Source organism: Luteolibacter sp., from assembly GCF_039920825.1.
GTDB lineage: Bacteria > Verrucomicrobiota > Verrucomicrobiia > Verrucomicrobiales > Akkermansiaceae > Luteolibacter.
Genome location: NZ_JBDSCX010000037.1, coordinates 25,178 through 47,008, shown reverse-complemented (window position 1 = coordinate 47,008; position 21,831 = coordinate 25,178). Strand labels below are relative to the sequence as shown.

Genomic DNA, 21,831 nt, shown 5'->3' with positions numbered 1-21,831 from the left:
GAATCGGGTCCCCGGGAGTAGTTAATTCCCGGGTCCCACACCACCCTGCGTACGGCTCCGTACAGGGCGGTTCCAATCAGCTTGGGGCCTGTGCCCCGTAGTGAAGAACGATCCAGATGGCTTCCATGTCCGGAACTCCTTGCTCCTCTAACCAACGATTGTTCAGCGCGTATCGCACAATTTCATTCTGACTCATCCGCCAATAGCCTTTGCGACTCCGCGTCGCCATGTGCACCTTGTCTGGATCGGCACCCAGAGCTAACAAGTTGCGACGACGCGTGCGCGGCTGCTTCCACTGCTTCCAGTAATACAACCTCACCCGCCGCCTGACCCATGCCGACAAGGCTCTGACTTCACCAAAGGTGGAGCTGAGCTGGTAGGGGTTGAGCCAAGCCAGGCCGGATCCGCATCAATCCATTTCGATGCGGTAGCGCTGGATGGAGGGATCGATTTCCCGGCTCCATGCGTCGATTCCGCCTAGCAGGCCGTAAGTTTGGTTGAAGCCGTGGCCGCGGAACCAGGCGACCTGGTCGAGGACATTTTTCCCGCTGTGGTCGTAGAGAAGGATGCGGGTATTGGAATCGCCGGCGAAGAGTTTCTGTTGGAGTTCCTGGGTGAAGAATTCCGACCCGGGAATAACAACAGCTTCGTGTTCCTCACGGGTCCGCAGGTCGATGAGGCGCAGGGAGGAAATTTCCGCCTTAGCGGTGGCGGGCTCCATCCACATGGCGGAATCATGGACGTGGCTGGCGAGGAGATGGGCGAGCACTTCGTCGACGGGGATCTCGGAGCGGGCGCAAAGTTCGGCGAGGGTTTCCTCGTTGGAAAACGCGCAGCTCTGGCAGCCGCCGAGGTGGTAGCGGGCGAAAATGGCGCGACGCGCTCCGGGCAAGGTTTCGAGAATCACTCCCATCGGGGATTCGGCGGTCAGGTCGGCAACTTGCATCGGCGGGACGGTAGCCGCCCTGCCGGGGAAAACAACCATGTGATCCGGGGTCGGCGCGGAGGGTGGCTGTGATGGAGAGGGACACGAGGAGCGGCGATCTCCGAATCGCCGAGGCCCATGGAAAGGCGATGAGATGTGCTTCGCGATGCACTTGATCATTTCACGGGCACGGCGCATCGGAGTCCGCCGATCCTTGGGATTCCTCGTTAGCGGGTTTCCTTGGCGAGGAGGGCGGCTTCTTCTTCGTGCGAGTGGATTTGCAACAAGGCCTGGACGCCGTGGGTTTCGGCCCGCGCTTTAAGGATATTGCGGATGGCGGCGGCGGTGGTGCCGTCCCTGCCGATGAGGGTGGCGACATCCCTTTTCACCATGATGAGCTTGAAGCGCAGGCCGGTGGGACCCATTTCGATGACTTTGATCTGGGCGTGGTTCGGCTCGTCGATGAGGCTCAGGGTGACGAACTGGAGGAAGTTTTTCAGGCTGAGAGTGATCGCCTGCATTTCCTCCGAGCTGATGGTTTTCCGCTCTGGCCGGGGCGCGGGTTTCGGTACGGGTTTGGACTCCGCGGGCAGAACGCTGCGGAAATCCCAGTCCATCACTTTATATTCGGCGGTCCGCTTCAGGAAGCTGACGACATCGACTTCCTGGTTCGCGGTTTTTTTCACCGCAGGCAAGACGGTCCTGAAATCCCAGTCCATGACGTGGAGATTCCCCAACCGCCGCAGGGATTCGGAGATTTCAAGTTCGTTGAGCTCGGTGTTGAGGAGCGCCATGAAATCCCACTCGTTCACTTGGATTTCTCCGAGCTGTTTGAGGGAACTGGCGATTTTAGAAACTCGATTGGCCATGGAAACGTCCGTAATATAAACATATGGAAACCTTCGCTCAAACGAAAAATCCAGACTGATCGCAGGATCGGGTGCCCGGGCGCGGGCCGACACGGGCCGGGAGCGAATTTTTACGCTGTTTCCAAATCCCCTGCCGTGAAATAAGCTCCTGCCATGCCGAGGGAACGCGATCCTGACGAACCGAAAATCTATTTTCTGCCGAACCTGATGACGGCACTGAATCTGGCGTGCGGATTTTTCGCGGTGCTGATGATTTTCAAGGGTCTCATCGAGGTGCAGAAGAATACCGGTGAGTTGCCGCTGTCGGCGAAGGAGTATTACGAAATTTCCCGGCGCTACTACGAATACGCGATCCTGCTGATTTTCGGATCCTGTTTATTCGACCTGCTCGACGGTCGCCTGGCCCGGCTCGGCGGTCAGGAATCGCCGTTCGGGCGTGAGTTCGATTCGCTGGCTGACATCATTTCCTTCGGCATGGCTCCGGCGATGTTGCTTTCGAAGGCGGTGCTTTTCCCGTTGGGCAACGCCGGCTGGGCGATCGCACTGGTTTATCTGGTCTGCGGTGCGATGCGGTTGGCGCGTTTCAACTGTCTCGCGGCCCTGCCGAAAAAGCCGGGTGCCTCGAGCGATTTCCGCGGCCTTCCGATCCCAATGGCGGCGGGGTTCATCGCCTCGCTGACGTTCCTGCTCATCGACCTTTACAAAAGCGACCACGAGCTCCAACTCGGCATCTGGAAATACATCCTTGCAAGCGCGATGCTCGGACTTTCGCTACTGATGATCAGCGACGTGCGCTATCCGAGTTTCAAAAGAGTGGATTGGAAAACGCGCGGGACCTTGGGAGCCATCGTCATCGCGTTGTTGTTGGTATTCGCCACCGTGCAATTCCGCTATGTCATGCCGGTGGTGCTTTTCAGCCTGTTCCTGCTTTACGGTTTCATCCGGCCTTGGGTTTCCCAAAAGCTGCGGAAGGAAATCGAGGTGGAAACGGACGATGAACCGTCGGCAACTCTGCCAGACGAAGAAGTGCGAAAGGAAGTATGAGCATGGCCTTTGCGAAACTCTCCCGCAGGGTCCCCGTTCTGCTAGTGATTCTTCCGCTGTGGTTGTTAGCGTCCGGCGGCGGGGCGATGTGGTATTATTTTCATCGGGAAAAACAGCAGGCGCTGGTGGAGCAGGAGCGGTTCTCGAAAAACGTTTCAGCTCCCCTGCTGGCGGATGATCTGCGGAAAATCGTGGAGGTCATCGGCGAGAGAAACGCATCGTCTGAGACGGCCGCCACGAATCTCTCGCGCACGGCGTCGATGATCGAAGGCGTGCTCGGTCCCTCGAATACCGGCTATCCGGTAAAGAAAACCCACGGCCCTGCGAAGTGGCCGATTCTTCAAGTGACGCTGATCGGGAAAGATCCGGGCGCCGCGCCGGTCTGGGTGGTGACTTCCTACGACAGCCGCCAGGGATCGAAAGGCGCGGAGGCCAATGCCACCGGCCTCGCCGCGACGCTCGCCGCCGCCCAAGCACTGGCTCGCGACAAGCCGAACCATCCGGTGCATTTTATTTTCCTACCACACTCGAACGATGTCGAATCGTCGGTTCTTCAAACCGCCACAAAATTTCACGAACTTGCCAAGCTGACTGGCAAACCCCACGCGCTGCTCTGCGTGGAAGCGATGGGTGCGGGCGAAACGCTGTGGCTGACGTCCCGCGATGTTTCCGCCGCACCGCTCGGCCGGATTTCCGGGCTGGGCGCGGTTTACGGCGCGGAAGTCGTTTGCCTTAGGGATGATACGGATTTAGCGAGCATGCTTTTTGAAATGGATTTGCCCGCCGTCCGGGTGGCAACGCGCGCGCAACTGACTGACGAGGATGAGGATGATCGGCTTCCGTTCGCGCCGACGGTGGCCGCTTCCACCGGGCGTTTGATCGAACTCATCCGCCGCTGCGCTGAAAAATGACGAGGGCCCGGCTAACATTCCCGGTTGCGCAATTCCCGATGCGGTCCAAAATCACAACTTATACGAAGTCGGCGGAACGCTCCCGATGCATTCCCCGATCCCAGCCCCACTTCTAAATGCGCCCCACCGACCTTGACCCCACCTTCATTTCCCATGCCCCCGGCTATTGGTCGGACGACGCCACGGAAAACTGGGATGACCACCGCTGGCAGTTGAGAAACCGCGTGGATTCCCTCGCCGATCTCGAACTCCGACTGAACCTGACCGATGTGGAGCGCGCCGGCGTGCTGCTCGCCGGAACCAAGCTGGCGATGGCGATCACGCCGCACTTTTTCAATCTCATCGACCGCGATGACCCGGATTGCCCGATCCGCCGCCAGGTCATTCCGCGGATCGAGGAAGGCTGGAACGCACCCGAGGAAATGGCCGATCCGTGCGGTGAGGATTCGCACATGCCGGTGCCCGGATTGGTGCACCGCTATCCGGACCGGGTGTTGTTTCTCGTGACCGACCGCTGCGCGTCGTATTGCCGCTATTGCACCCGGTCGCGGGTGGTCTCGGGTGTCGGCGAGCAGCATTTGGAAACGCAATGGGAGCCGGCTTTTAAATACCTCGAAAAGCACACGGAAATCCGCGACGTCCTGCTTTCCGGCGGCGATCCCCTGCTCTTTTCGGACGACAAGCTGGATAAAATCCTGACGCGTCTCCGCTCGATCCCGCACATCCAGTTTATCCGGATCGGCTCGCGGATTCCGATTTTCCTGCCGCAGCGGATCACTCCGGAACTTTGCACGATGTTGAAAAAGCATCATCCGCTTTTCATCTCGATTCACACGAACCACCCGCGCGAACTCACCACCGAAGTCCGCGACGCTCTCGGCCGCCTCGCCGACGCCGGCATCCCGCTCGGCAACCAAAGCGTGATGCTGCGCGGCGTGAACGACAGCGTGGAAGTCCAGAAGGCGCTCGTTCAGAAGCTGCTGATGTGCCGGGTGAAGCCGTATTATCTCTATCAGTGCGATCTTATCAATGGCTCGTCCCACCTCAGAACTCCCGTGGCGGAAGGCGTGGCGATCATCGAAGGCCTGCGCGGCCACACCACCGGTTACGCGATTCCTCAGTTCGTCATCGACGGCCCGGGCGGTGGCGGAAAAATCCCGATCAATCCGAACTACGTCGTCGATACCTCGGAAGGACGCATCACGTTGCGGAACTTCGAGGGAGAAATTTTCGAATACCCGGATCCGACGCCGATCCCGGCTGCGGAGTTGGAAGAGCTGCACCAGAAGGCCGTGTGCCGGTGTTCGTGAATGGAAGATTCCCGGCATTCACTGAAATTTCACGAAAAGAAGCTTTCTCCCACCCCATCCAGCCGTTAGTTGATTGGGGATGCTCCCCGGCCGATGGTTTTACGCCTCCGCGTTCCTGCTGTTCGCACCGTGGTGCGTGGCGGAGGAGTCCGCACCCGTCGATTTTTCCCAAGGCTTCAAACAGCTCGCCGCACTCGGCCTGCCGCCTCTTCCCAGCGGAACGAAATGGTCCGTTCTGCCGGAATCGATGACGGAAAACCAAAGGGAAAACGGACAGTTGCCCAAAGGGATGAAAGGCAACGCGTGGCTCCTTCCACCGACGGCGGAAGGAAAACGCCAGGTGGTATTGTTCGGAACGCTGACCGCGACGGAGTTGCAGTCAGATGCGGAAAAGCCCGCCGAGTCCACCGGGGCCATTGGAAAACTGCTGGGCGGAGGGCCGAAAAAGGAACCGGCCCCCGTGGAGGCGGATCTAGCCAAGGACGTCAAATCACTCCTGCCGGAATTGGAAAAACAAGCGAAGAAAAACAGCCTCAGCGACTACGATTCCTACGACGGACGCCAGAATGGCATGGCTCCCGGGCCTTTGCTGCTTTTCGCCACCCAGATCTATCAGACAGGTGACACCCGGCTCGCCAATGATCTTGCTTCCGCGCTGCTTCAAACCACTCCCGACCGGGAATCCGTCGTCGATGGAGCCATCAACCATCTCGGCCAACAGCAATACAAAAGCGCTGCCGACGCTTTTTTCCAGACCAAGGATTGGAAGGCCTATCACAAGGAGGTCGTCGCGCTGGTGGCGAGATTCCCGCGCGGATGGAATGATCGCGAAGCCGCGGCCCTGCTGGTCGACCCGTTGTCCAAGCGGGCGTCCGGCGCATCGCCGCCACCACTCAAACTCGACGGCGTCGAGCTGGATCCCCGCGCGGTCGAGTCGATCCACTGGATGGTCGAAGAGCCTTCGGCTCAGAAATCAGGCCCATCTATCCCACCGGAGATCGCCAGGCAGCTCGCTGGGATCCCGGCGAGATACCGCGCGGAATATCTCAGGCAGATGTCAATGGAAGATGGGGGTTCGCTCGGCCGGGCGGGCACCTGGCTGTTGGTGAAAAAACCCGCCACTCCCGAAGAAAAGCCTGAAGAAAAATCCGAGGAGAAACCCGACATCACCCAACCCACCCTCCAGCTGGGAACCGCCGCCCTGCCGGTGCTCGCCGCCCTCATCGACGATCCCTACCTGACGATCCACCCCAATCCCGAAGCAAGCGGCTACTCCTACCACGACTCGGACGACAGCCCGGCCGACCGCATCCTGAAGAGCTATCACGACATGAACCGCCCCGCCAGCCGCGGCGACCTTGCCAAAAACCTGTTAGCCTCCACGTTGCCCGATCCTGATGGGGAAATCTCTTCCGCCGACGCCCAGACCATCCGCGACCTGACCCTGGATTTCTGGAAGCAACATCGCGACGATTCGCCGGACGACCTCGCCCTCGCATTTCTGCGGGAAGGGTCGTCCGAACAGAAAAGTGAAGCCGCGGAAATTCTAACTACCTCCGGCAACCCGGAAGTCCTGAAAGCGCTGGAAACCCACATGCTCGAGGACCCCTCCCCGGCCAGCCAGATCACGATCGCCCAATCCTACGTCAAGACCCGCAAGTCCGCCGCGAAGCCGTTTCTCGATCTCTATGTGAAAGCGCTGCGGCAGGAGTTGGGACCAGGCACGGATTGGGACGAAATCCGGGGTCTTCCCTATGACATCCGCAATGCAAAGAACATCGAGCCTTTCATTAAACAACTCGAAAGCCAGGTCTCCGGAAAATCCCCCCAGGCAAGGGCGCGGGAGATCGCGAAAGAAGATCCGAAAGCCGCGACCGCCTCGATTGCGGCGTTCGCCCAAAGCCTGTCGGACGCCCCGCCCCGCCGCCTGCTGCTTGCACTGCTCGCCGGTGCTGTCGCGGCGGAAGATCCCGTCATCCGCGGAACATTCATCTCATACACCATGCGGAGCTCGTATGGACCGGATGAAGAAGATGGAGGAGATGGGAAAAAAACCAACACCATCCGCACGGTTCCCCCCGGAGAGACCAAGGCTTGGCAGACTCTTCTAGCAGACGTGCGCGAGCTGCCGGAAGCCGTCTCACGGCGGAGCACCGGCTCTGGAAAAACACTCGGCGACTACGCGGCCATTGCCTTTGAATCTTCCGTGGATAGCGAACTCCGCGAAAAGCTCGTGCCGGCGGCCGCCGTCACCGGAAAGAGCTACGCCGAAATCGTGATTCCCAGAGGCAGGGCCCGTCTCGCCGGCGAGCCGCTCCCTCCGCTTCCCGACGCCTCTAAGGTTCCCCCGCGGCGTCTCAAGGAAATCGTAGCCACTGCCGCTACCAAGCAGCCTCTGGAAATTCATCCCTATCTGAAAACACTCACCGATGACGAACGGGCGGCCTGGCTCGCCTGGTACGAGGAACCCGGCGAGCTCGCCATTCCCGACGGCGTCCGCCAACCGGCACTGACCGTTATCGGAAGGGACGCGGAACAATACAACCACAAGGACATGCCCGGAGTCATGGGCGTGGATGTCGGTTTTCAAATCAACAAAGAGTCACTCGAAAAGCACCTTCAGCATCTCGCTGGCGATGTTTCCAGGAACAGCCGCTGCTTCATGAATATCAGCCCGTCTCCTTTTCCGCCCGGGCTCGAGGCATTCGCCTTCAAAATGGACCTCCCTGAGAAGAAAGCGAAGCCTGCGGACGGCGATGAGAATGACACTTCCAAGCAGGAGGAAATGTCCGAATCCTATAATTCACCTAAATCGGTTTTCTCCGCCTGCATCCAACTTTTTCAATTCACCGGAGTCCCGGAAAACGCGACCGGCGTCATCTACGGAACCATTTCATCCGACCGCGGTTCCGGAGCGGCCACCGTCTGGTGGATCATCGACGGCAAGGCTGTCCCCGTGAAGCCCGAGAACGATCATCCGGATCTGTTGACGGCATTGGCCCAAAAGGAGGCGGAAAAAACCGCCGTCAGCCTCAATCTCCAGATCCTCTCCCGCGCCGATGCGGATGCCCTCAAAGAGTCCGAGTAACCCTCATTCCAACCACCGCAATTCCATGTCAGAACAAGCCGCCGCCCGCTGGGACCGCCTCCAGGAAACCGTCACCCAAGTCCGCTCGGAAACCGCCCGCGTCATCGTCGGCCAGGACGAGATCGTCGAGCAGCTCCTCACTTCCCTCATCTGCAAAGGACACTGCCTGTTAGTCGGAGTGCCGGGGCTGGCGAAGACGCTGCTGGTTTCCACGCTCGCACGGATCCTAGGGCTCAAGTTCCAGCGCATCCAGTTCACTCCCGATCTCATGCCCACCGACATCGTCGGATCCGAGATCCTCCAGAATTCCCCGGAGGGAGAGCGCTCGTTCAAGTTCGTACCCGGCCCGATTTTCGCCAACCTCATCCTTGCGGATGAAATCAACCGCACGCCGCCGAAGACACAAGCCGCGCTGCTGGAGGCGATGCAGGAAAAACAGGTCACCGTCGCCGGACAGACCCGCAAGCTCGACGAACCGTTCACGGTTTTCGCCACCCAGAACCCGATCGAACACGAAGGCACCTATCCGCTGCCCGAGGCCCAGCTCGACCGCTTTTTCTTCCAGCTCAACATCGGCTACCCGACCATCGAGCAGGAGGCGGAAATCATCCGCCGCACCACCGGCCGGTCGGCGGAGCAACCGGCGATTTTGTTAGATTCTGCCAGGGTGCTCGATCTGCAGGAGGCCGCGGTGGACGTGCCGCTTCCGGAATCGGTCATCCAGACGATTCTCAAGCTCGTTCACTCAACCCGTCCGGATTCGGAACATGCCACTGCGGACGTGAAGAACTACATCGCCTACGGTGCCGGCCCGCGCGCCTCGCAATGCCTTGCCCGCGCCGCCCGAGCGCTCGCCCTGCTGCGCGGGAATTCCTCCGCCTCGACCGACGAGGTCAGGGCGGTCGCCCTCCCCGTCCTGCGCCACCGGATCATTCCCAACTACAATGCGACCGGCGAGGGAATCGGCACGGATGAGATCATCACGAAGCTGCTTGAAAAGATCTAACCGCCGTTACGGCTCATCCCGTTTCATTTCATGCCTTCCTTCAGGTTCCTCGATCCCGCCGACATCCGCCGTCTCAAGAACTACGAGTTCGGAGCCAAGGCGATGGTGGAGGGCTATCTGTCGGGACGCCACCGCTCCCATCAGCGCGGCTCGTCCATCGAGTTCCACGAGTTCCGCCAATACACTCCCGGCGATGATCCGGCGAAGGTCGATTGGCGGGTCTTCGCGCGCAACGACAAGATGTTCCTCCGCACCTACGAGCAGGAGACGAACCTGGAATGCCATGTCTTCCTCGATTGCTCCGCGTCCATGGGATTTCCCGAAAACTCCACGCGCCTTTCCAAGCTCGAATACGCGTCGTTCTACGCCGCCTCCCTCGCGTGGTGGGTCATTTCGAAAAACGACCGCGTTTCCCTAACACTCTTCGACGAGGGCATCCGGAAATTCCTCCCGCCAGGCTCGACCCGCAAGCACCTGCACGACCTGCTCGGGCTGTTGGAGAACAACCGCCCCGGCTCAGGCACCTCGATCACCGAGACCCTCGCCCGCGCCCAGCCGCTGCTCAAGCGCAAGGGAACGCTTGTCGTTCTATCGGATTTTTTCTGCGACCCGGCGGATCTGTTCAAGGCGCTCAATCCCTATCTCCACCGCGGCTTCCGGGTCCATCTGTTCCATCTGTTGGATCCCGACGAACTGAAACTGAAGGATCGCGGCCTGTCGCGCTTCGTGGACATGGAAACCTCCGCCCATCTTACCGCCCATCCCCACTCGATCCGCGAATCCTGGGATGCGGAAATCCTCAGCCACTCCCGCGCCCTCCGCTCGCTGGCCGCCAGCCGCAACGCGGACTACGCTCTCTGCTCGACCACTGACAGCTACTTCACCCTCTTCGATCGCCTCCGCACCCACTGATCGATGAGCCTCTTCTTCCAATACCCCGCGCTGCTCGGCCTCTTCGCACTCGCGGGGCTGCCGTTGCTGGTGCATCTGTTATCTCGGGCGAAACCGCCGGAATACCGCTTTTCCAACATCGACTTCCTGCGGCGCGTCATCCGCCGCACCGCGCGCATCCGCCGCCCGAAGGACCACTTGCTGCTCGCGCTCCGCACGCTGGCCCTCATCGCTCTCGCCGCCGCATTCGTCTCGCCGTTTTTGGTCTCGAAGGATGCGCCACTGCCCGGAGAGAAATCCACTGTCGTCATCATGATCGACCGGTCCGCCTCGATGGTCGCCCGCGAGGGGGCCGGCAGCCGCTTCGAAACCGCCTGCGCGCAGGCCTCGCGTTTCCTCGCGGAGGCGCGGCCCACCGCCGCCAACCTGGTGTGGATCGATGCCGAACCGGATGCGGCGTTCCCCGAGCCAGGTCCGAATCTCGATTTCCTAACAAACCTGCTCAACAAGGCGGTTCCCAAGCCCGAACCCGGCGCGCTGGCCGCCGCCTTCGACCTGGCGCTCCGCCAGCTTGCTTCCGTTCAGGGCCGGCGAGAACTGATCGTTCTATCCGATTTCCAATCGTCCGCATGGAAGGATTTCCAGCCCGCACTACCGCCGGACATCAAACCGAAAACCTTCCGCGTCGCCACCGGAGCGCCGCCGAATCTGGCAGTCACCCGTTTGCTTTCCCAACCGACACAGCCTGTTGCCGGCCAGGAAACCACCCTGCTCGCCAGTGTGAGAAACTTCTCCCCGGATCCCGTCCGCACCCAGCTCACGCTCGATGCCGACGGTTCCCGCCAGTCGCAAGCCCTCGATCTTCCGCCGTGGGGCGAAACCGAAACCGCATTCATCCTCCGCCCCGCCAACCCGGGACCGCTTCCGGTGACCGCTTCCATCGAGGCCGACGCTTTTCCAGGAGACGATTCGCGCCATTCGGTCATCCGGGTTCTCGACGCCATCCGCATCAGCGATTCCCCGCCGGCCGCGGAGGTGATTTCAAAAGTCATCGCCGCATTGCCCTGGCTCGAAGCCATCGACACCCCGGGCCCCGGCGACATCCGCGTCGTTTCCTCATGGACGGATTCCAAATCGCTCAAAGCGGATGCGGAAAGCGGCATCACCGTGCTGGTTCATGATTCCGCGTCCGTTCCCGAAGCCGCACTCCGCGAATTGTTAGCGGAGTCCGCCGGCAACACGCCGACTCTGGAAACCTCCGCCACGGGTTGGCAGATTCTTCCCAACGAGGCGCATCCCGCGATTCAACTTTTTCGTTCGGGGGATTTCGGAAATCCATTCTCCGGCAATTTCCGCGAGCGCCTCCGGCTGCCCGCCTCACTCGCCGAAATCCGGTTGATCGCTTCCTACTCCGACGGAGTTCCCGCCATCTTTGAAATCCCCACCGGACAGGCACCGATCCTCTTTTTCAACCTTTCGTTAGATCCCGCGAAATCCGATTGGCCAACCCAAGGCGGATTCCTTCCGGCCTTCGCGGAAATCATCCTCCGCACCCGTCCGAATTCCGCCGCCGGGCTCCCGCAGGCCCTTCCCGGAGCGCTGCTTTCAAAGGTCTCCACCGACCCCGCGCAAGGCGGCGCGATCAAGCTCATCGGTCCGGATGGCTCTGCCGTGGAAACCATGGAGTCCACCACCACGGACGGGATGCTCCTGCAATCCCGCGTCCCGGCGGTTCCAGGAATCTACCGTTGGGAAATCTCCGGCCAGGCAATCGATCTAACGGCCATCAATTTCCCGGAATCCGAATCCGACCTCCGGCCCATGGAATCGGCACCCGCATTCGGGAACAGCGCCGCACCCGGCGAATCGCTCGCCCGCCAGGCGGCTCTATCTCGCGGCATCCCACTCTGGCCTTGGCTGGCGCTCTCCGCCATTTCCTGCCTGCTCGTCGAGAGCTTCGTCAATCTCCGCTCCAACCGGCCCGTCTCCGCGTGAACCCGATTTTCCCACTTCCGCTGCTGGTTCCGCTCGCGCTCGCCGTCATCGGCTTCGCGGGCTTTGCCGCGTGGCGCGGCTCCGTCGGGTTGCCGGCGGGAACACGATCGCTGCTGGCCGTCCTTCGCTTGTTAGGAATCGCCGCGTTGCTCGCCATCCTGTTCAATCCCGGGAAATGGGTGAATCCGGTCGAGGAACAGGCCCGGCCATGGGTGATCCTAACCGATGTCTCGTCCTCCATGGCGCAGAAGACGGAGGGAAGCGACACCCGCGCGTCGGCGGCCGCCGCCCTCGTCCGCCTAACTGCGGATCGCGCGGAATCGGTGGGAGTTCCGCTGCGGATTCATCCGTTTTCAGATTCCGTAGCCGCCTCCACGTCCGCGGATTCGCTGCCCGCAGCGGATGGCAAGGGCACCCACCTGATTCCCTCCATTTCACAGGTGCTGCAGGATGCCGCGGCCGCAGGTGAATCGCTCGGAGGGATGATCGTCCTCAGCGATGGTCGCGAAACACTCAACTCCTCCCCTGCTGAAATCGACGCCCTCGCCCTCCGCGCCCGCAGCCGGAATACAGCGGTGCACACGGTGGTCATCGGCGCGGGAAGTCCGCCGCCGGATCTGGTTCTCCATCAGTCGCGCGCCACGCTCACCGCATTCCCCGGCCAGCCGCTGCACATCCCGTTCTCCCTGCAATCGATCGGCCTCGATCCGCTGCACGCCGTTGTAACCCTGCGCGACGAAAACGCGGCGGAGCTCAAAAGCCTCACGCTCGACATCCCTCCGGGAAAAACCGTGGCCGCCTCGTTCGATCTAACCGCCCCTTCGGCTTCCGTCCGCTGGACCATCGAAACACCGGCGGTTCCGAACGAAGTCCGCCAGGCGAACAACCGCGCGGCCCTTGCCATCCGCGTGATCCATTCCAAGACACGGGTTTTCCTCGCCGAGGGCGCGCCCTACTGGGATAGCAAATTCCTCGCCCAGTTGCTCCGGCAGCAGCCGCAGATGGATGTCCACTCCGTGCACCGCTTGTCGGAAAAGCGCTATTTCCGGATCGACAGCGGCACGGACGAACCCTCGGAAACCGACCACCCCGTCTTCCCCGCCACGCTTGAGGAACTTTCCCGCTACGACCTGATCATCTTCGGCAAGAATACCGATCCATTCCTAACACCCGAGCGCGCCGAGGCATTGAGAACCTACGTCCGCGACCGCGGCGGCGCGGTCCTGTTCGCCCGCGGCAAGCCGACCACCGGAAATGTTCCTGAGATCGAACCGCTGGAACCGGTCGTCTGGGCGTCCGCCAGCGCCTCGGATTTCCGTTTCATGCCGACGCGCGACGGCGAGGCCGCGGGCCTTTTCGGCGAAGCCCTGCCGGCACCGGATTCAGCGTTGTGGACTTCCCTGCCCACCCTCAGGGACGGGCGGCAGATCTCGCAGGTGAAGCCCTTCACGAGGGTGCTCGCGGAAGGGATGCCGGAAGGAACCACCTCACTATCAGGCAGATTCCCGGCATTGCTTGTCCGGCGGTATGGACAGGGAGTGGCGGGTCTCGTCAACGGCGACGGCCTGTGGAAATGGGATTTCTATCCGGAAGCGCGCGAGCTCGGAAATTGTTATGAGGATTTCTGGACCCAGTTGATCCAGTGGATGGCATCCTACTCGGAGTTCCTTCCGGGGCAGGATTTCTCGCTCCGCCTCCCTTCCTACCGCGGACTGTCGGGCGTGCCGGTGGCGGCGGCCATTTCCTACCGCGGCCAGCGCCCCGTGCCGCAGCCGGTCATGCAGGTCACCTCGCCATCGGGCACGTCCTCCCGCATTCAACCCGCCACCCTAACCGATCCATCCGGCCGGCCGTCGTGGCGGGCATCCTTCACTCCGGACGCTCCCGGCGATTGGAAACTCTCCCTCGTAGATCCGCGGGAAAAAGCACCGCCTGCGCCGGAGGTGACGTTTTCCGTTCCCCTGCCTCCCCGCGAGATCGACGACCTTTCGCCGGATCCGGAGTTCCTCAAATCCATTTCCACGGCCACCGGCGGACAGTCCGTCCTCCCCGCAGACTTCGCCGCATTTCTCAATCGCGAGATGGTCGCGAATCCTCCCGCCAGCCGCGAATCCGGAGCGGTCTGGAAGCCTGTCTGGAATCACGCGATCGTCGCCCTGCTCATCGCCGCCCTGCTCGGCGCGGAATGGTTCTTCCGCCGGAGACAGGGATTGGCTTAAATCGTCCCTCATGTAACTTCATCCACTCTCCATGTCCGACTTTTCCCAACAACTCCGCCGCGTCCGGCTGCTCCTCGGCACGGGTCGCGCCGCGGCCGCCGTGCTGGCGCTTGCCGCCGTCGCGGGATTGTTGTGGCTGATATTCGGACTGGCGGACTGGGCCGCCGGTTTCGAGACGGGCGGACGGAAGGCGATCACGCTTTCCCTCCTGGCACTCACCGGAGCCGCCGGACTAACAGCACTGATCCGCGCCCTGACGGTGGGCTCCGCCGAGGCAGCGGCAAAGGCGGATGCCGCTCTGGCAGATCCACGGGAGCCGGCCGCCGCAGCCCTCTCGCTGGATCCCGCGGCCGCCGCGACACCGCTTGCGGAAATGCTCACCCGCCGCTCGCTGGAAGCAGCGTCAGCCTCGCTCAAGCAACTTCCGTTAGGGAAAATTTTCCCGTGGCGGTTGATTGGCAGGGCGATGGTCGCCCTCGCCATTCCGGTGATCGCCATCGCAATCTTCCGCAGCTCGGCGCCTGCGGCGTTCTCGACGGTTTCCCAGCGTTTGCTGCATCCGGATACGGATATCCCCCCCTACAGTCCGCTGGTTTTTAGAATCGATCCGACCCAACCTTCCGCGGTCTATGGCGGAGACCTTCAGCTCGTCGCGGAAATCACCGGAGGAACGATCGACCATCCGGTGGAATGCCTGATCCGTCGTTCACGAAGTGGAGAGGTGCTGCGCCTGCCGGCATTCCGCGAGTCACCCACACGGTTTTCACGACGGCTGGACGGCCTAACGGAATCCATGGATATCGCGACCGCCTGTGGCAAGGCGCGTTCGCACTGGGTGCCGGTTGAAATCCTGCTGGAGCCTAAAATCCTCTCGGGAGTCGTTAGAACCACTCCTCCCGCCTACACCGGATTGGCCGCCCGCTCCTTCCCGTTGGACACGAATGAAATCGCAGCGATCGAGGGCTCCACGGTTTCACTGGAGCTCACCAGCAACCGTCCGCTGGCATCCGGCAAATTGATTTTCACCCCCGCCGCCGCGCCTGGCGTCGAAGCCGTTCCCCGGACCATCGAGGGCACGATTTCCTCATCCCACCAAGCGACTTTCACCTGGACCGCCACTCTTGCCGGACGGATTTCAGCAACGGTCAGCGACCTCCGCGGGACTCCCGCACCGCAGCCGTTAGACCTCGCCCTGCGGATCCTCCCTGACCGCGCGCCGGTGGTCGAGCTGACGTCGCCACCGCATCAGCTGCTGGCCACACCGAAGTCCGTGATTCCCATCGCGGGAACCGCCGAGGACGATTTCTCACTGTCCCGCCTCCAATTCGTCCGCACCCTTTCCGGCTTCCGGGACCGGGTCCGTGTGGTCGCCCCGGACCTTCACGACAGGAATTATGCGTTCAACGACAAGCTCGACCTCTACGATTTGGGACTCGAAGCCGGGCAGGTCATCGAGTTGATGCTCGAAGCCTCGGATCGCAATCCGTCCCTGCTCGGTCACGGCTCTTCGGGGATCTCCCGCATCAAGATCATTTCCGAGGATCAGTATGCCGAATACATCCGGGCGAAGACCACCATCGCGCAATTCGGCGCGCGCTTCGAAGCCGCCCGCGAGTCCATGGAAAACGCGCGGGAGTCTCTGGAGAAACTTGGCGACGCTCTCGAAAAAGGTGATGCGGAAGGAGCGGCCAAGGCGCTCGAAGAAGCCCGTGACGCGCAGCGGGCCGGAGCGGATCTGTTGGAAAAGATCGCTGGAGATTTTCCGGCGTTCGAACTTGAGAAGCGGCTCGCCGAACTCGCTGAGAAACAGGCGGCGGATCTGCGTGAAAATCTCGACGCGCTGGAAAAGATCGATCCTGCCGGAGGCGAAGGCCAGCAGGCGGCGATTGATGAGATGTTGGAACGCCTCGGCCGGCGGCAGGAGCAGGCGGAACAGCTGGATGAGGATGTCGCCCTCGCGCGGGATGCCGCACGGATTCTGGAAATGGCGGCCAAATTCCGCCAGATTTATGAGAACCAGGTGTCCGTTGCCAAGCGGTTCGGAAGCATCGTAAAGGAGCTCCGTCAGGGAGATAATCAAAACCGCAGGCTTCTGCCCTCGCTGGCCGGGACACAGGAAAAGAACCGTGCGGCGCTCGGTGACTTCAAGACCGAGCTGAAGCTGCGACTGGACTCCGTGAAGGGCGGCGAGCCGATGCTGGCGCCGCTTGTGGATTCCGCATTTCAATTTCTAGCAGATCTCGATGCGGCCGCGCCGGAGACTCTGATGGACGCCGCCGCCACACACGGCAAGGCGGGCCAGGCGAACGACGCCTACACGAACGCCGAACTCGCCCGCGAACTGCTGGAGCGCCTGTTGTCGAAACCCGAACCCTTTCCCGAAGCAGTCATGGGGAAGGCCCCCGCACTGGATCTTCCGAGGCCGGACGTGAATGCCAACATCGAGCAAATGCTCAAAGCCCTGCTGGGACAAAATCCGGGAGACGCGGGGGGCGGCCAGGCTCCGGCCGGAGAACTCGGCATGGGCGGGACCGGACCGCAGGGAGCTCCCACAAGCGGGATTCCGATGGACCTTCCCGTCGTCGGCCCCGAGCGGCTTGAGTTCGAGCCTCTCGCAAGTTCTTCCAAGTCCGGCGACGGCAAGAGCAAGACCGGCCCCGTCGCCCCGCTTCCCGAGACCGCGGAGGCCGGAAAGATCCATCCCACGGAAACCCGCCGGGGCGAATCCTCCACACTTTCCCCGGAATCCATTCCGGAACCCTATCGCGAAGCGGTGAAACGCTTCTTCACTCCCTGAAACCGCCATCCAGCCAACACCATGAAACTGTCATCCATGCTCCTGCTAGCACTGCTGGCGCTCCCTGCGGGCGCCAAGGAAGGTGCCGTCGAATGCGGCAACCTCATCTACGCCGGCACCCGTACTTCGAAGTGCTTCAGCGACGAGTTCCTCACCACCGTCCAACAGAAAACCTCCATCGCCACGGAGCGCCGCTTCAAGGCCGTGAAACTCGCCGACGAGGAACTGTTCAAAATCCCTTTCGTCATCATGACCGGAGAGGCCGATTTCAACCTCACCACCAAGGAGCGTGAGAACCTCAAACGCTATCTCGAAAACGGCGGATTCCTGCTCGCCTCCGCCTCCTGCTCTAACAAACCATGGGGAGCCGCATTCGAGCGGGAAATCAAATCGATTTTCGGAAATGACTCCCTCAAGGACATTCCCGCCGACCACGAGATCTATCGGACGATCTTCGATGTGAAGGACATGAAACTCTCCCACTCCAAGGACGAGTCGATGCTGCGCGGCGTGACCCACAACGGCAAGATCGTGGCCGTGTATTCCGTCGATGGACTCAACGACACTTCCCACACCGAAGGCTGCTGCTGCTGCGGCGGCAACGAAGTCCTGAACTCGATGGAGATCAACGCGAACATCGTCGCCTACGCGCTGCTCCACTGACCCGTCATCCGGACATTTCCGCCCCCGCACCCATTCCCATTTGAAACGCCGCTTCCAGCTCCTTTTCCTGCTCTTCACGCTCGCCTCGCCGATGATGGCCGCGGAGACGCCGGACGCGGCGATGGAGCGTTTCCTCCGTGGCAATTTCGATGTGCCGACCCTGATAGAGATTCTTCCCCGGCTTGCGGACCCCGCGCGGCGGGAGAGTATCCGCAGCACCCTCACCGAATCGAAGAACCCGCCACTTCAGGATCTCGTTTCACTGTTAGGACACCCCATGCTCGCGGTGCGGCTCGGTTCGCTGGAGTTGCTTGAAGAGTTGGCGGGCGGGGATCTTTCCTACAATCCGTGGACGCCGGCCGACTCGCCGGAGAACGCCGCCGCGCTCGTCCGCTGGCGCGCATGGGCGAAGGATCCGGTGAAACCCAAAACCGGTGGGATCTTCTCCGATGAACAACGCCGCGGCTATCTGCAGGACATTCTTGCGGAGGACGCCGACAAGGCCAGCCGCGCCCGCAGAATGCTCGAGGCGGAAGGACTTTCCTCCGTCGGGTTTCTTGAAACATTCCTGAACGACACTCCCACTCTAACCACCGGCCACCGGGCGCGGATCCGCGAGACGCAATACCAAATCACCCTCTCCCGCCAGCTCGGCGACCAGGCTGCGGTCACCGCCCGCCAGCTTGCGTTCGGGAGCAGGGATCAGATCCTCTCCTCGCTGGCGACGGTCCGCGAAGCGGGCTTGCTGGCGCTGCCGATTCTCCGCGATTTCATCACCCACCCGGATCCTCTGGTGCGCGAAAGTGCGATTGACGCGCTGTTGGTCACCGGAGGCGAGCCGGCGGTGGAGATCGTCGCCCCGCTGCTCAAGCAGGAGAGCGATGTCAACGTCATCCATGGCGCGTTGCGGCAGCTCAAGGATGTCCCGGGAAAAGCAACGGCGGAACTGGTCGCTTCGTTTTTAAATCATCCTGACGAGGACCTGCTGATTTCCGCGATCCAAACGAGCCTGACTTTATCAGGTGAAAGCTCGTCCGATGAATTCAGCTCCGGCACGAAGAAACAGCCACCCGTGGCGGCGGACGCCGCCGTGGTCACCGCACTCGGCGACAAGCGCTGGCGGGTTCGCGCCGCGGCCCTTGAATATGTGGCCAAACGCCGGATCTCCGCGGCGAAGGATGCCTGTCTCGCCATGCTGGAGGATCCCGATGACTTCGTGCGCTTCGCCGCCATCAAGGCGATCTCCGCCATGGGAGAAAAGTCGGCCCTCCCGAAGCTCAAGGCGATGTTCATGAAGGATGAGGACATGGCGGGCCCGGTCATCGAAGGATACGGCTCCCTCGGCCAGCAACCCGATGCGGAATTGCTCGCCCGTCTCGAAACCGTTTCCCCGGAAGCCCGGCTGGCTGCGCTGCGGGCCACCGAATCCAACCGCAAGGTCCTGGTGAGTCTGATCCTGCATTTTACCACCGATCCGAACCCCGACGTCGCATGCGCCGCGCTGCGGGAGATCGCTGGCGACGAGGAGCTGATGAAGGACAATCATTATTCGAGTGTGATCGTCTCCGCACTGCGCTCCGGGAATCCGGAAAAGACCGAGGCTGTGATGGAGCGCCTCGCGCTGCCAGCGTCCGGAAGTATCGATCCCCGCGTCATGGAAGCCTTGGATGCCGGGCTGGCCAACAGCGAACCCACCGCGCTCGACAGCTTGTACAACGCCTTCCTTCAATCGGATCGAAAGGCCGAACCGGAGACAGCGATCACCGTCATTCCCAGAGCCCAGGAAGAATTGGTCCACGAACTCACCCGCCGAATCACTCTTGAGAGTCCGCCTGGCGAACGATTTCGCGCCGCGCTGAATCTGGCAAAGGCCGGTTACGCGGATGGATTCACCACCCTACTCAAGGAGCTGCCCGCACTAACCACCGCGCAGAAAACCGCGATCACGGAAAACATTCGAGAACCGTCGGTCCGTGAGGCGCTGCCGCTGCTCGCCGAGCTGATGCGTGATGCGATTCCTGAAATCCGAACCGGTGCCGCGGAAGCCGCTCTATCAAATGACAAGGCACCCGCCTTTGCCGGTCTGGTTCTCGCGGAACTCGCCCGTTCTGGAGCACTCCTCCAGCCCCAGGAAATCTATGGCTACCGGTTTGAATCCGCGGTGCGCTCCGCCAAGCTGAAAAACCTCGTCCGCGACTGGGCTGTCGCCCTCTTGGAATCACCGGCCCCAAGCACTCCCATGCGGGTGCTCGCCACCGTCTGCCTGCGGAATCTGCCATCGCCCGCCACGTTCAGAGCACTGGAGAAATACAAGACCTCGCCGGATCCGTTGCTCCGCCGTGCGGCATGGCATGCGATTTCCACCCTGCGTCCCGCCGATTTCCGGGCGGCGGCCGCAACCATCGCGGCCGATCCGGAAGCCTTTGTCCGGGTGGTCCTCCCCCAAAGCCTGAACGCTGGCCAAACCAACTGGACCCATCAGTTTTCCAACGTCCTCGTGAGTCCCGACGAGCACTGGTATTACGGCGAGGCAAAACCCCGCCTAACGGATGATTTGAAAAAGCAACTCACCCAGCTTGCGGCACAGGATACCTCGCCGCTCGTGCGGTTCGAAGCGGCCTTCACACTCCTGACCCAAGGCTCCACCATCGACATCGACTCGCTGGCCGCGCTCGTCCAACAATTGCCGAAGGAGCTCGATGCCAGAACCCGCATCGGCCACTGGCTTTCGGAAAACGCCGGTCGCGCCACCCCGGGGTTGAGACCGTTGCTTGCCATCATCGATCCATCCCGCATCGGGCCGAAGGAAATGAAGACCCTCAACGAGCGCGTCAATCCGGCGAGGAAGGATGGCTTCGCCACCTTCGCCTCACTGGCACGGGCCGCTCCAGACAACGACGCGAAGGAAAAGGAACTTCTAACCACCGCTCCGGTGGAGGAGACGCCCGCCGCCCGCGCCTCGCTGGAAGTTATCTTCTTTTACAAGCCCGGATGCCCGGAATGTGCCCGCACGAAGGAATATCTCAAAGCAATCCAGGAGGAGTTTCCCCTTCTCAAGCTGAACGAGCACAACATTCTCGAAGCTTCGGGCACGTTGCTGAATCAGGCGCTGTGTCAGAGGTTTTCCGTTCCTTCCGCGAAGCAAACGCTCAGCCCGGCCATTTTCAGCCAGGGCGGATTTCTCGTCCGCGAGGACATTTCTCCGCAGTCACTTGCAGGCCTTTTCTCCAAAACCATGGCCACCGCGCAGGATGACTCCTGGATGGAGATCGGCAAGGCGGAGACCGCCGCCGCCGGAGAAATCGTGGACCGCCGCTATGCGGCATTCACACTTCCCGTCGTCATCGGAGCAGGACTGTTAGACGGAGTCAATCCCTGTGCCTTCGCGACCATCATCTTCTTCCTATCCTATCTGCAAATCGCCCGCCGCACTCCGCGGGAGATGCTGATGGTGGGAGCGGCGTTCATTTCCGCCGTTTTCATCGCCTACCTCGCCGCCGGACTGGTTCTCTATCAGTCGCTGGCCGCGCTCAACGAACGGTTCTCCGGCTTCCAGAAATGGATGAATCTCGGATTCGCGGCCCTGGCGCTGCTTGCCGCCGCCCTGTCGTTCCGCGATGCGTGGCGCGCGCGCGGCGGGAAGCTGGACGAGATGACCCTCCAGCTTCCCGGCTTCATCAAGAACCGTATCCGCGGCGTGATCCGCAGCGGAGCCCGGGCGCGGAATTTCGTGATCGCCGCCTTCATTTCAGGAATCGTCATTTCGCTGCTGGAGCTCGCCTGCACCGGGCAGGTCTATGCGCCGATCATTTATCAAATCCAACAGGGCCGCCTCGACGCGGTGCTCTGGCTGGTGATCTACAATGTCGCCTTCATCATCCCGCTGGTCGTGATTTTCCTTCTGGCCTACAGCGGCCTCCGCAGCGAAAGCCTCGTCGCTTTCCAAAAAAAGCACACCTCCACGGTGAAGATCGGGCTGGGGCTGATTTTCGTGGTTCTGGCCATCATTATTCTGGTGGGCCAAAAATGGTTGGTTGCCCGTTGAAACCGGCGCGCCCCATTCCGCTTGCGCTCCCGGACGGGTGTCCTAGCATCCGGCGCTTTCCAAAGCTC

At 61.6% G+C, this 21,831-nt stretch carries 13 protein-coding genes; 11 read left to right on the top strand and 2 right to left on the bottom strand.

Going from position 1 to position 21,831, the window contains the following annotated elements:
- Nucleotides 1-409 precede the first annotated feature (409 nt).
- A complete protein-coding gene (locus tag ABIQ96_RS09110; RefSeq protein WP_348214260.1) occupies nucleotides 410-946 on the bottom strand; it encodes a rhodanese-like domain-containing protein in 537 nt (178 codons plus the stop codon).
- 206 nt (nucleotides 947-1,152) lie between these two features.
- Entirely contained in the window at nucleotides 1,153-1,794 is a 642-nt protein-coding gene (locus ABIQ96_RS09105; protein ID WP_348214259.1) for a KH domain-containing protein, read from the bottom strand.
- Between the two features lie 153 nt (nucleotides 1,795-1,947).
- Between ABIQ96_RS09105 and pssA the strand changes: the two genes are divergently transcribed.
- The 11 genes from pssA to ABIQ96_RS09050 all read left to right on the top strand — a co-directional run bounded on the left by pssA (nucleotide 1,948) and on the right by ABIQ96_RS09050 (nucleotide 21,763).
- Nucleotides 1,948-2,838: a CDP-diacylglycerol--serine O-phosphatidyltransferase gene (gene pssA, locus ABIQ96_RS09100; RefSeq protein WP_348214258.1), complete on the top strand. Its 891-nt coding sequence runs from the start codon at nucleotides 1,948-1,950 to the stop codon at nucleotides 2,836-2,838.
- Between the two features lie 2 nt (nucleotides 2,839-2,840).
- The gene (locus ABIQ96_RS09095; protein ID WP_348214257.1) at nucleotides 2,841-3,749 is read left to right on the top strand and encodes a M28 family peptidase; all 909 of its coding nucleotides are present in this window, start codon (nucleotides 2,841-2,843) and stop codon (nucleotides 3,747-3,749) included.
- A gap of 116 nt (nucleotides 3,750-3,865) precedes the next feature.
- On the top strand, nucleotides 3,866-5,059 hold the full coding sequence (locus ABIQ96_RS09090; RefSeq protein WP_348214256.1) for a KamA family radical SAM protein: 1,194 nt from the start codon (nucleotides 3,866-3,868) through the stop codon (nucleotides 5,057-5,059).
- Between the two features lie 79 nt (nucleotides 5,060-5,138).
- The gene (locus tag ABIQ96_RS09085; RefSeq protein ID WP_348214255.1) at nucleotides 5,139-8,147 is read left to right on the top strand and encodes a hypothetical protein; all 3,009 of its coding nucleotides are present in this window, start codon (nucleotides 5,139-5,141) and stop codon (nucleotides 8,145-8,147) included.
- A gap of 25 nt (nucleotides 8,148-8,172) precedes the next feature.
- Complete coding sequence (locus ABIQ96_RS09080; protein WP_348214254.1) at nucleotides 8,173-9,153, top strand: AAA family ATPase; 981 nt, start codon at nucleotides 8,173-8,175, stop codon at nucleotides 9,151-9,153.
- A 30-nt stretch (nucleotides 9,154-9,183) separates the two neighbouring features.
- The gene (locus tag ABIQ96_RS09075; RefSeq protein ID WP_348214253.1) at nucleotides 9,184-10,065 is read left to right on the top strand and encodes a DUF58 domain-containing protein; all 882 of its coding nucleotides are present in this window, start codon (nucleotides 9,184-9,186) and stop codon (nucleotides 10,063-10,065) included.
- A gap of 3 nt (nucleotides 10,066-10,068) precedes the next feature.
- Nucleotides 10,069-12,039: a VWA domain-containing protein gene (locus ABIQ96_RS09070; protein WP_348214252.1), complete on the top strand. Its 1,971-nt coding sequence runs from the start codon at nucleotides 10,069-10,071 to the stop codon at nucleotides 12,037-12,039.
- A complete protein-coding gene (locus ABIQ96_RS09065; RefSeq protein ID WP_348214251.1) occupies nucleotides 12,036-14,258 on the top strand; it encodes a hypothetical protein in 2,223 nt (740 codons plus the stop codon). Before ABIQ96_RS09070 ends, ABIQ96_RS09065 begins: the two co-directional genes overlap by 4 nt.
- A 31-nt stretch (nucleotides 14,259-14,289) precedes the next feature.
- Nucleotides 14,290-17,055: a hypothetical protein gene (locus ABIQ96_RS09060; RefSeq protein WP_348214250.1), complete on the top strand. Its 2,766-nt coding sequence runs from the start codon at nucleotides 14,290-14,292 to the stop codon at nucleotides 17,053-17,055.
- A gap of 21 nt (nucleotides 17,056-17,076) precedes the next feature.
- Nucleotides 17,077-17,718, top strand: coding sequence for a DUF4159 domain-containing protein (locus ABIQ96_RS09055; protein WP_348214249.1), 642 nt, complete (start codon nucleotides 17,077-17,079; stop codon nucleotides 17,716-17,718).
- Between the two features lie 40 nt (nucleotides 17,719-17,758).
- The gene (locus tag ABIQ96_RS09050; RefSeq protein ID WP_348214248.1) at nucleotides 17,759-21,763 is read left to right on the top strand and encodes a HEAT repeat domain-containing protein; all 4,005 of its coding nucleotides are present in this window, start codon (nucleotides 17,759-17,761) and stop codon (nucleotides 21,761-21,763) included.
- The last annotated feature ends 68 nt before the right edge of the window (nucleotides 21,764-21,831 follow it).

Excerpts from the sequence above, each read along its gene's own strand:
- ABIQ96_RS09080 (WP_348214254.1), top strand. The coding sequence starts at position 8,173 with ATGTCAGAACAAGCCGCCGCCCGCTGGGACCGCCTCCAGGAAACCGTC.
- ABIQ96_RS09105 (WP_348214259.1), bottom strand. The coding sequence starts at position 1,794 with ATGGCCAATCGAGTTTCTAAAATCGCCAGTTCCCTCAAACAGCTCGGA.
- ABIQ96_RS09090 (WP_348214256.1), top strand. The coding sequence starts at position 3,866 with ATGCGCCCCACCGACCTTGACCCCACCTTCATTTCCCATGCCCCCGGC.
- ABIQ96_RS09055 (WP_348214249.1), top strand. The coding sequence starts at position 17,077 with ATGAAACTGTCATCCATGCTCCTGCTAGCACTGCTGGCGCTCCCTGCG.
- ABIQ96_RS09110 (WP_348214260.1), bottom strand. The coding sequence starts at position 946 with ATGCAAGTTGCCGACCTGACCGCCGAATCCCCGATGGGAGTGATTCTC.
- ABIQ96_RS09060 (WP_348214250.1), top strand. The coding sequence starts at position 14,290 with ATGTCCGACTTTTCCCAACAACTCCGCCGCGTCCGGCTGCTCCTCGGC.
- ABIQ96_RS09075 (WP_348214253.1), top strand. The coding sequence starts at position 9,184 with ATGCCTTCCTTCAGGTTCCTCGATCCCGCCGACATCCGCCGTCTCAAG.
- ABIQ96_RS09095 (WP_348214257.1), top strand. The coding sequence starts at position 2,841 with ATGGCCTTTGCGAAACTCTCCCGCAGGGTCCCCGTTCTGCTAGTGATT.
- ABIQ96_RS09085 (WP_348214255.1), top strand. The coding sequence starts at position 5,139 with ATGCTCCCCGGCCGATGGTTTTACGCCTCCGCGTTCCTGCTGTTCGCA.
- ABIQ96_RS09070 (WP_348214252.1), top strand. The coding sequence starts at position 10,069 with ATGAGCCTCTTCTTCCAATACCCCGCGCTGCTCGGCCTCTTCGCACTC.
- pssA (WP_348214258.1), top strand. The coding sequence starts at position 1,948 with ATGCCGAGGGAACGCGATCCTGACGAACCGAAAATCTATTTTCTGCCG.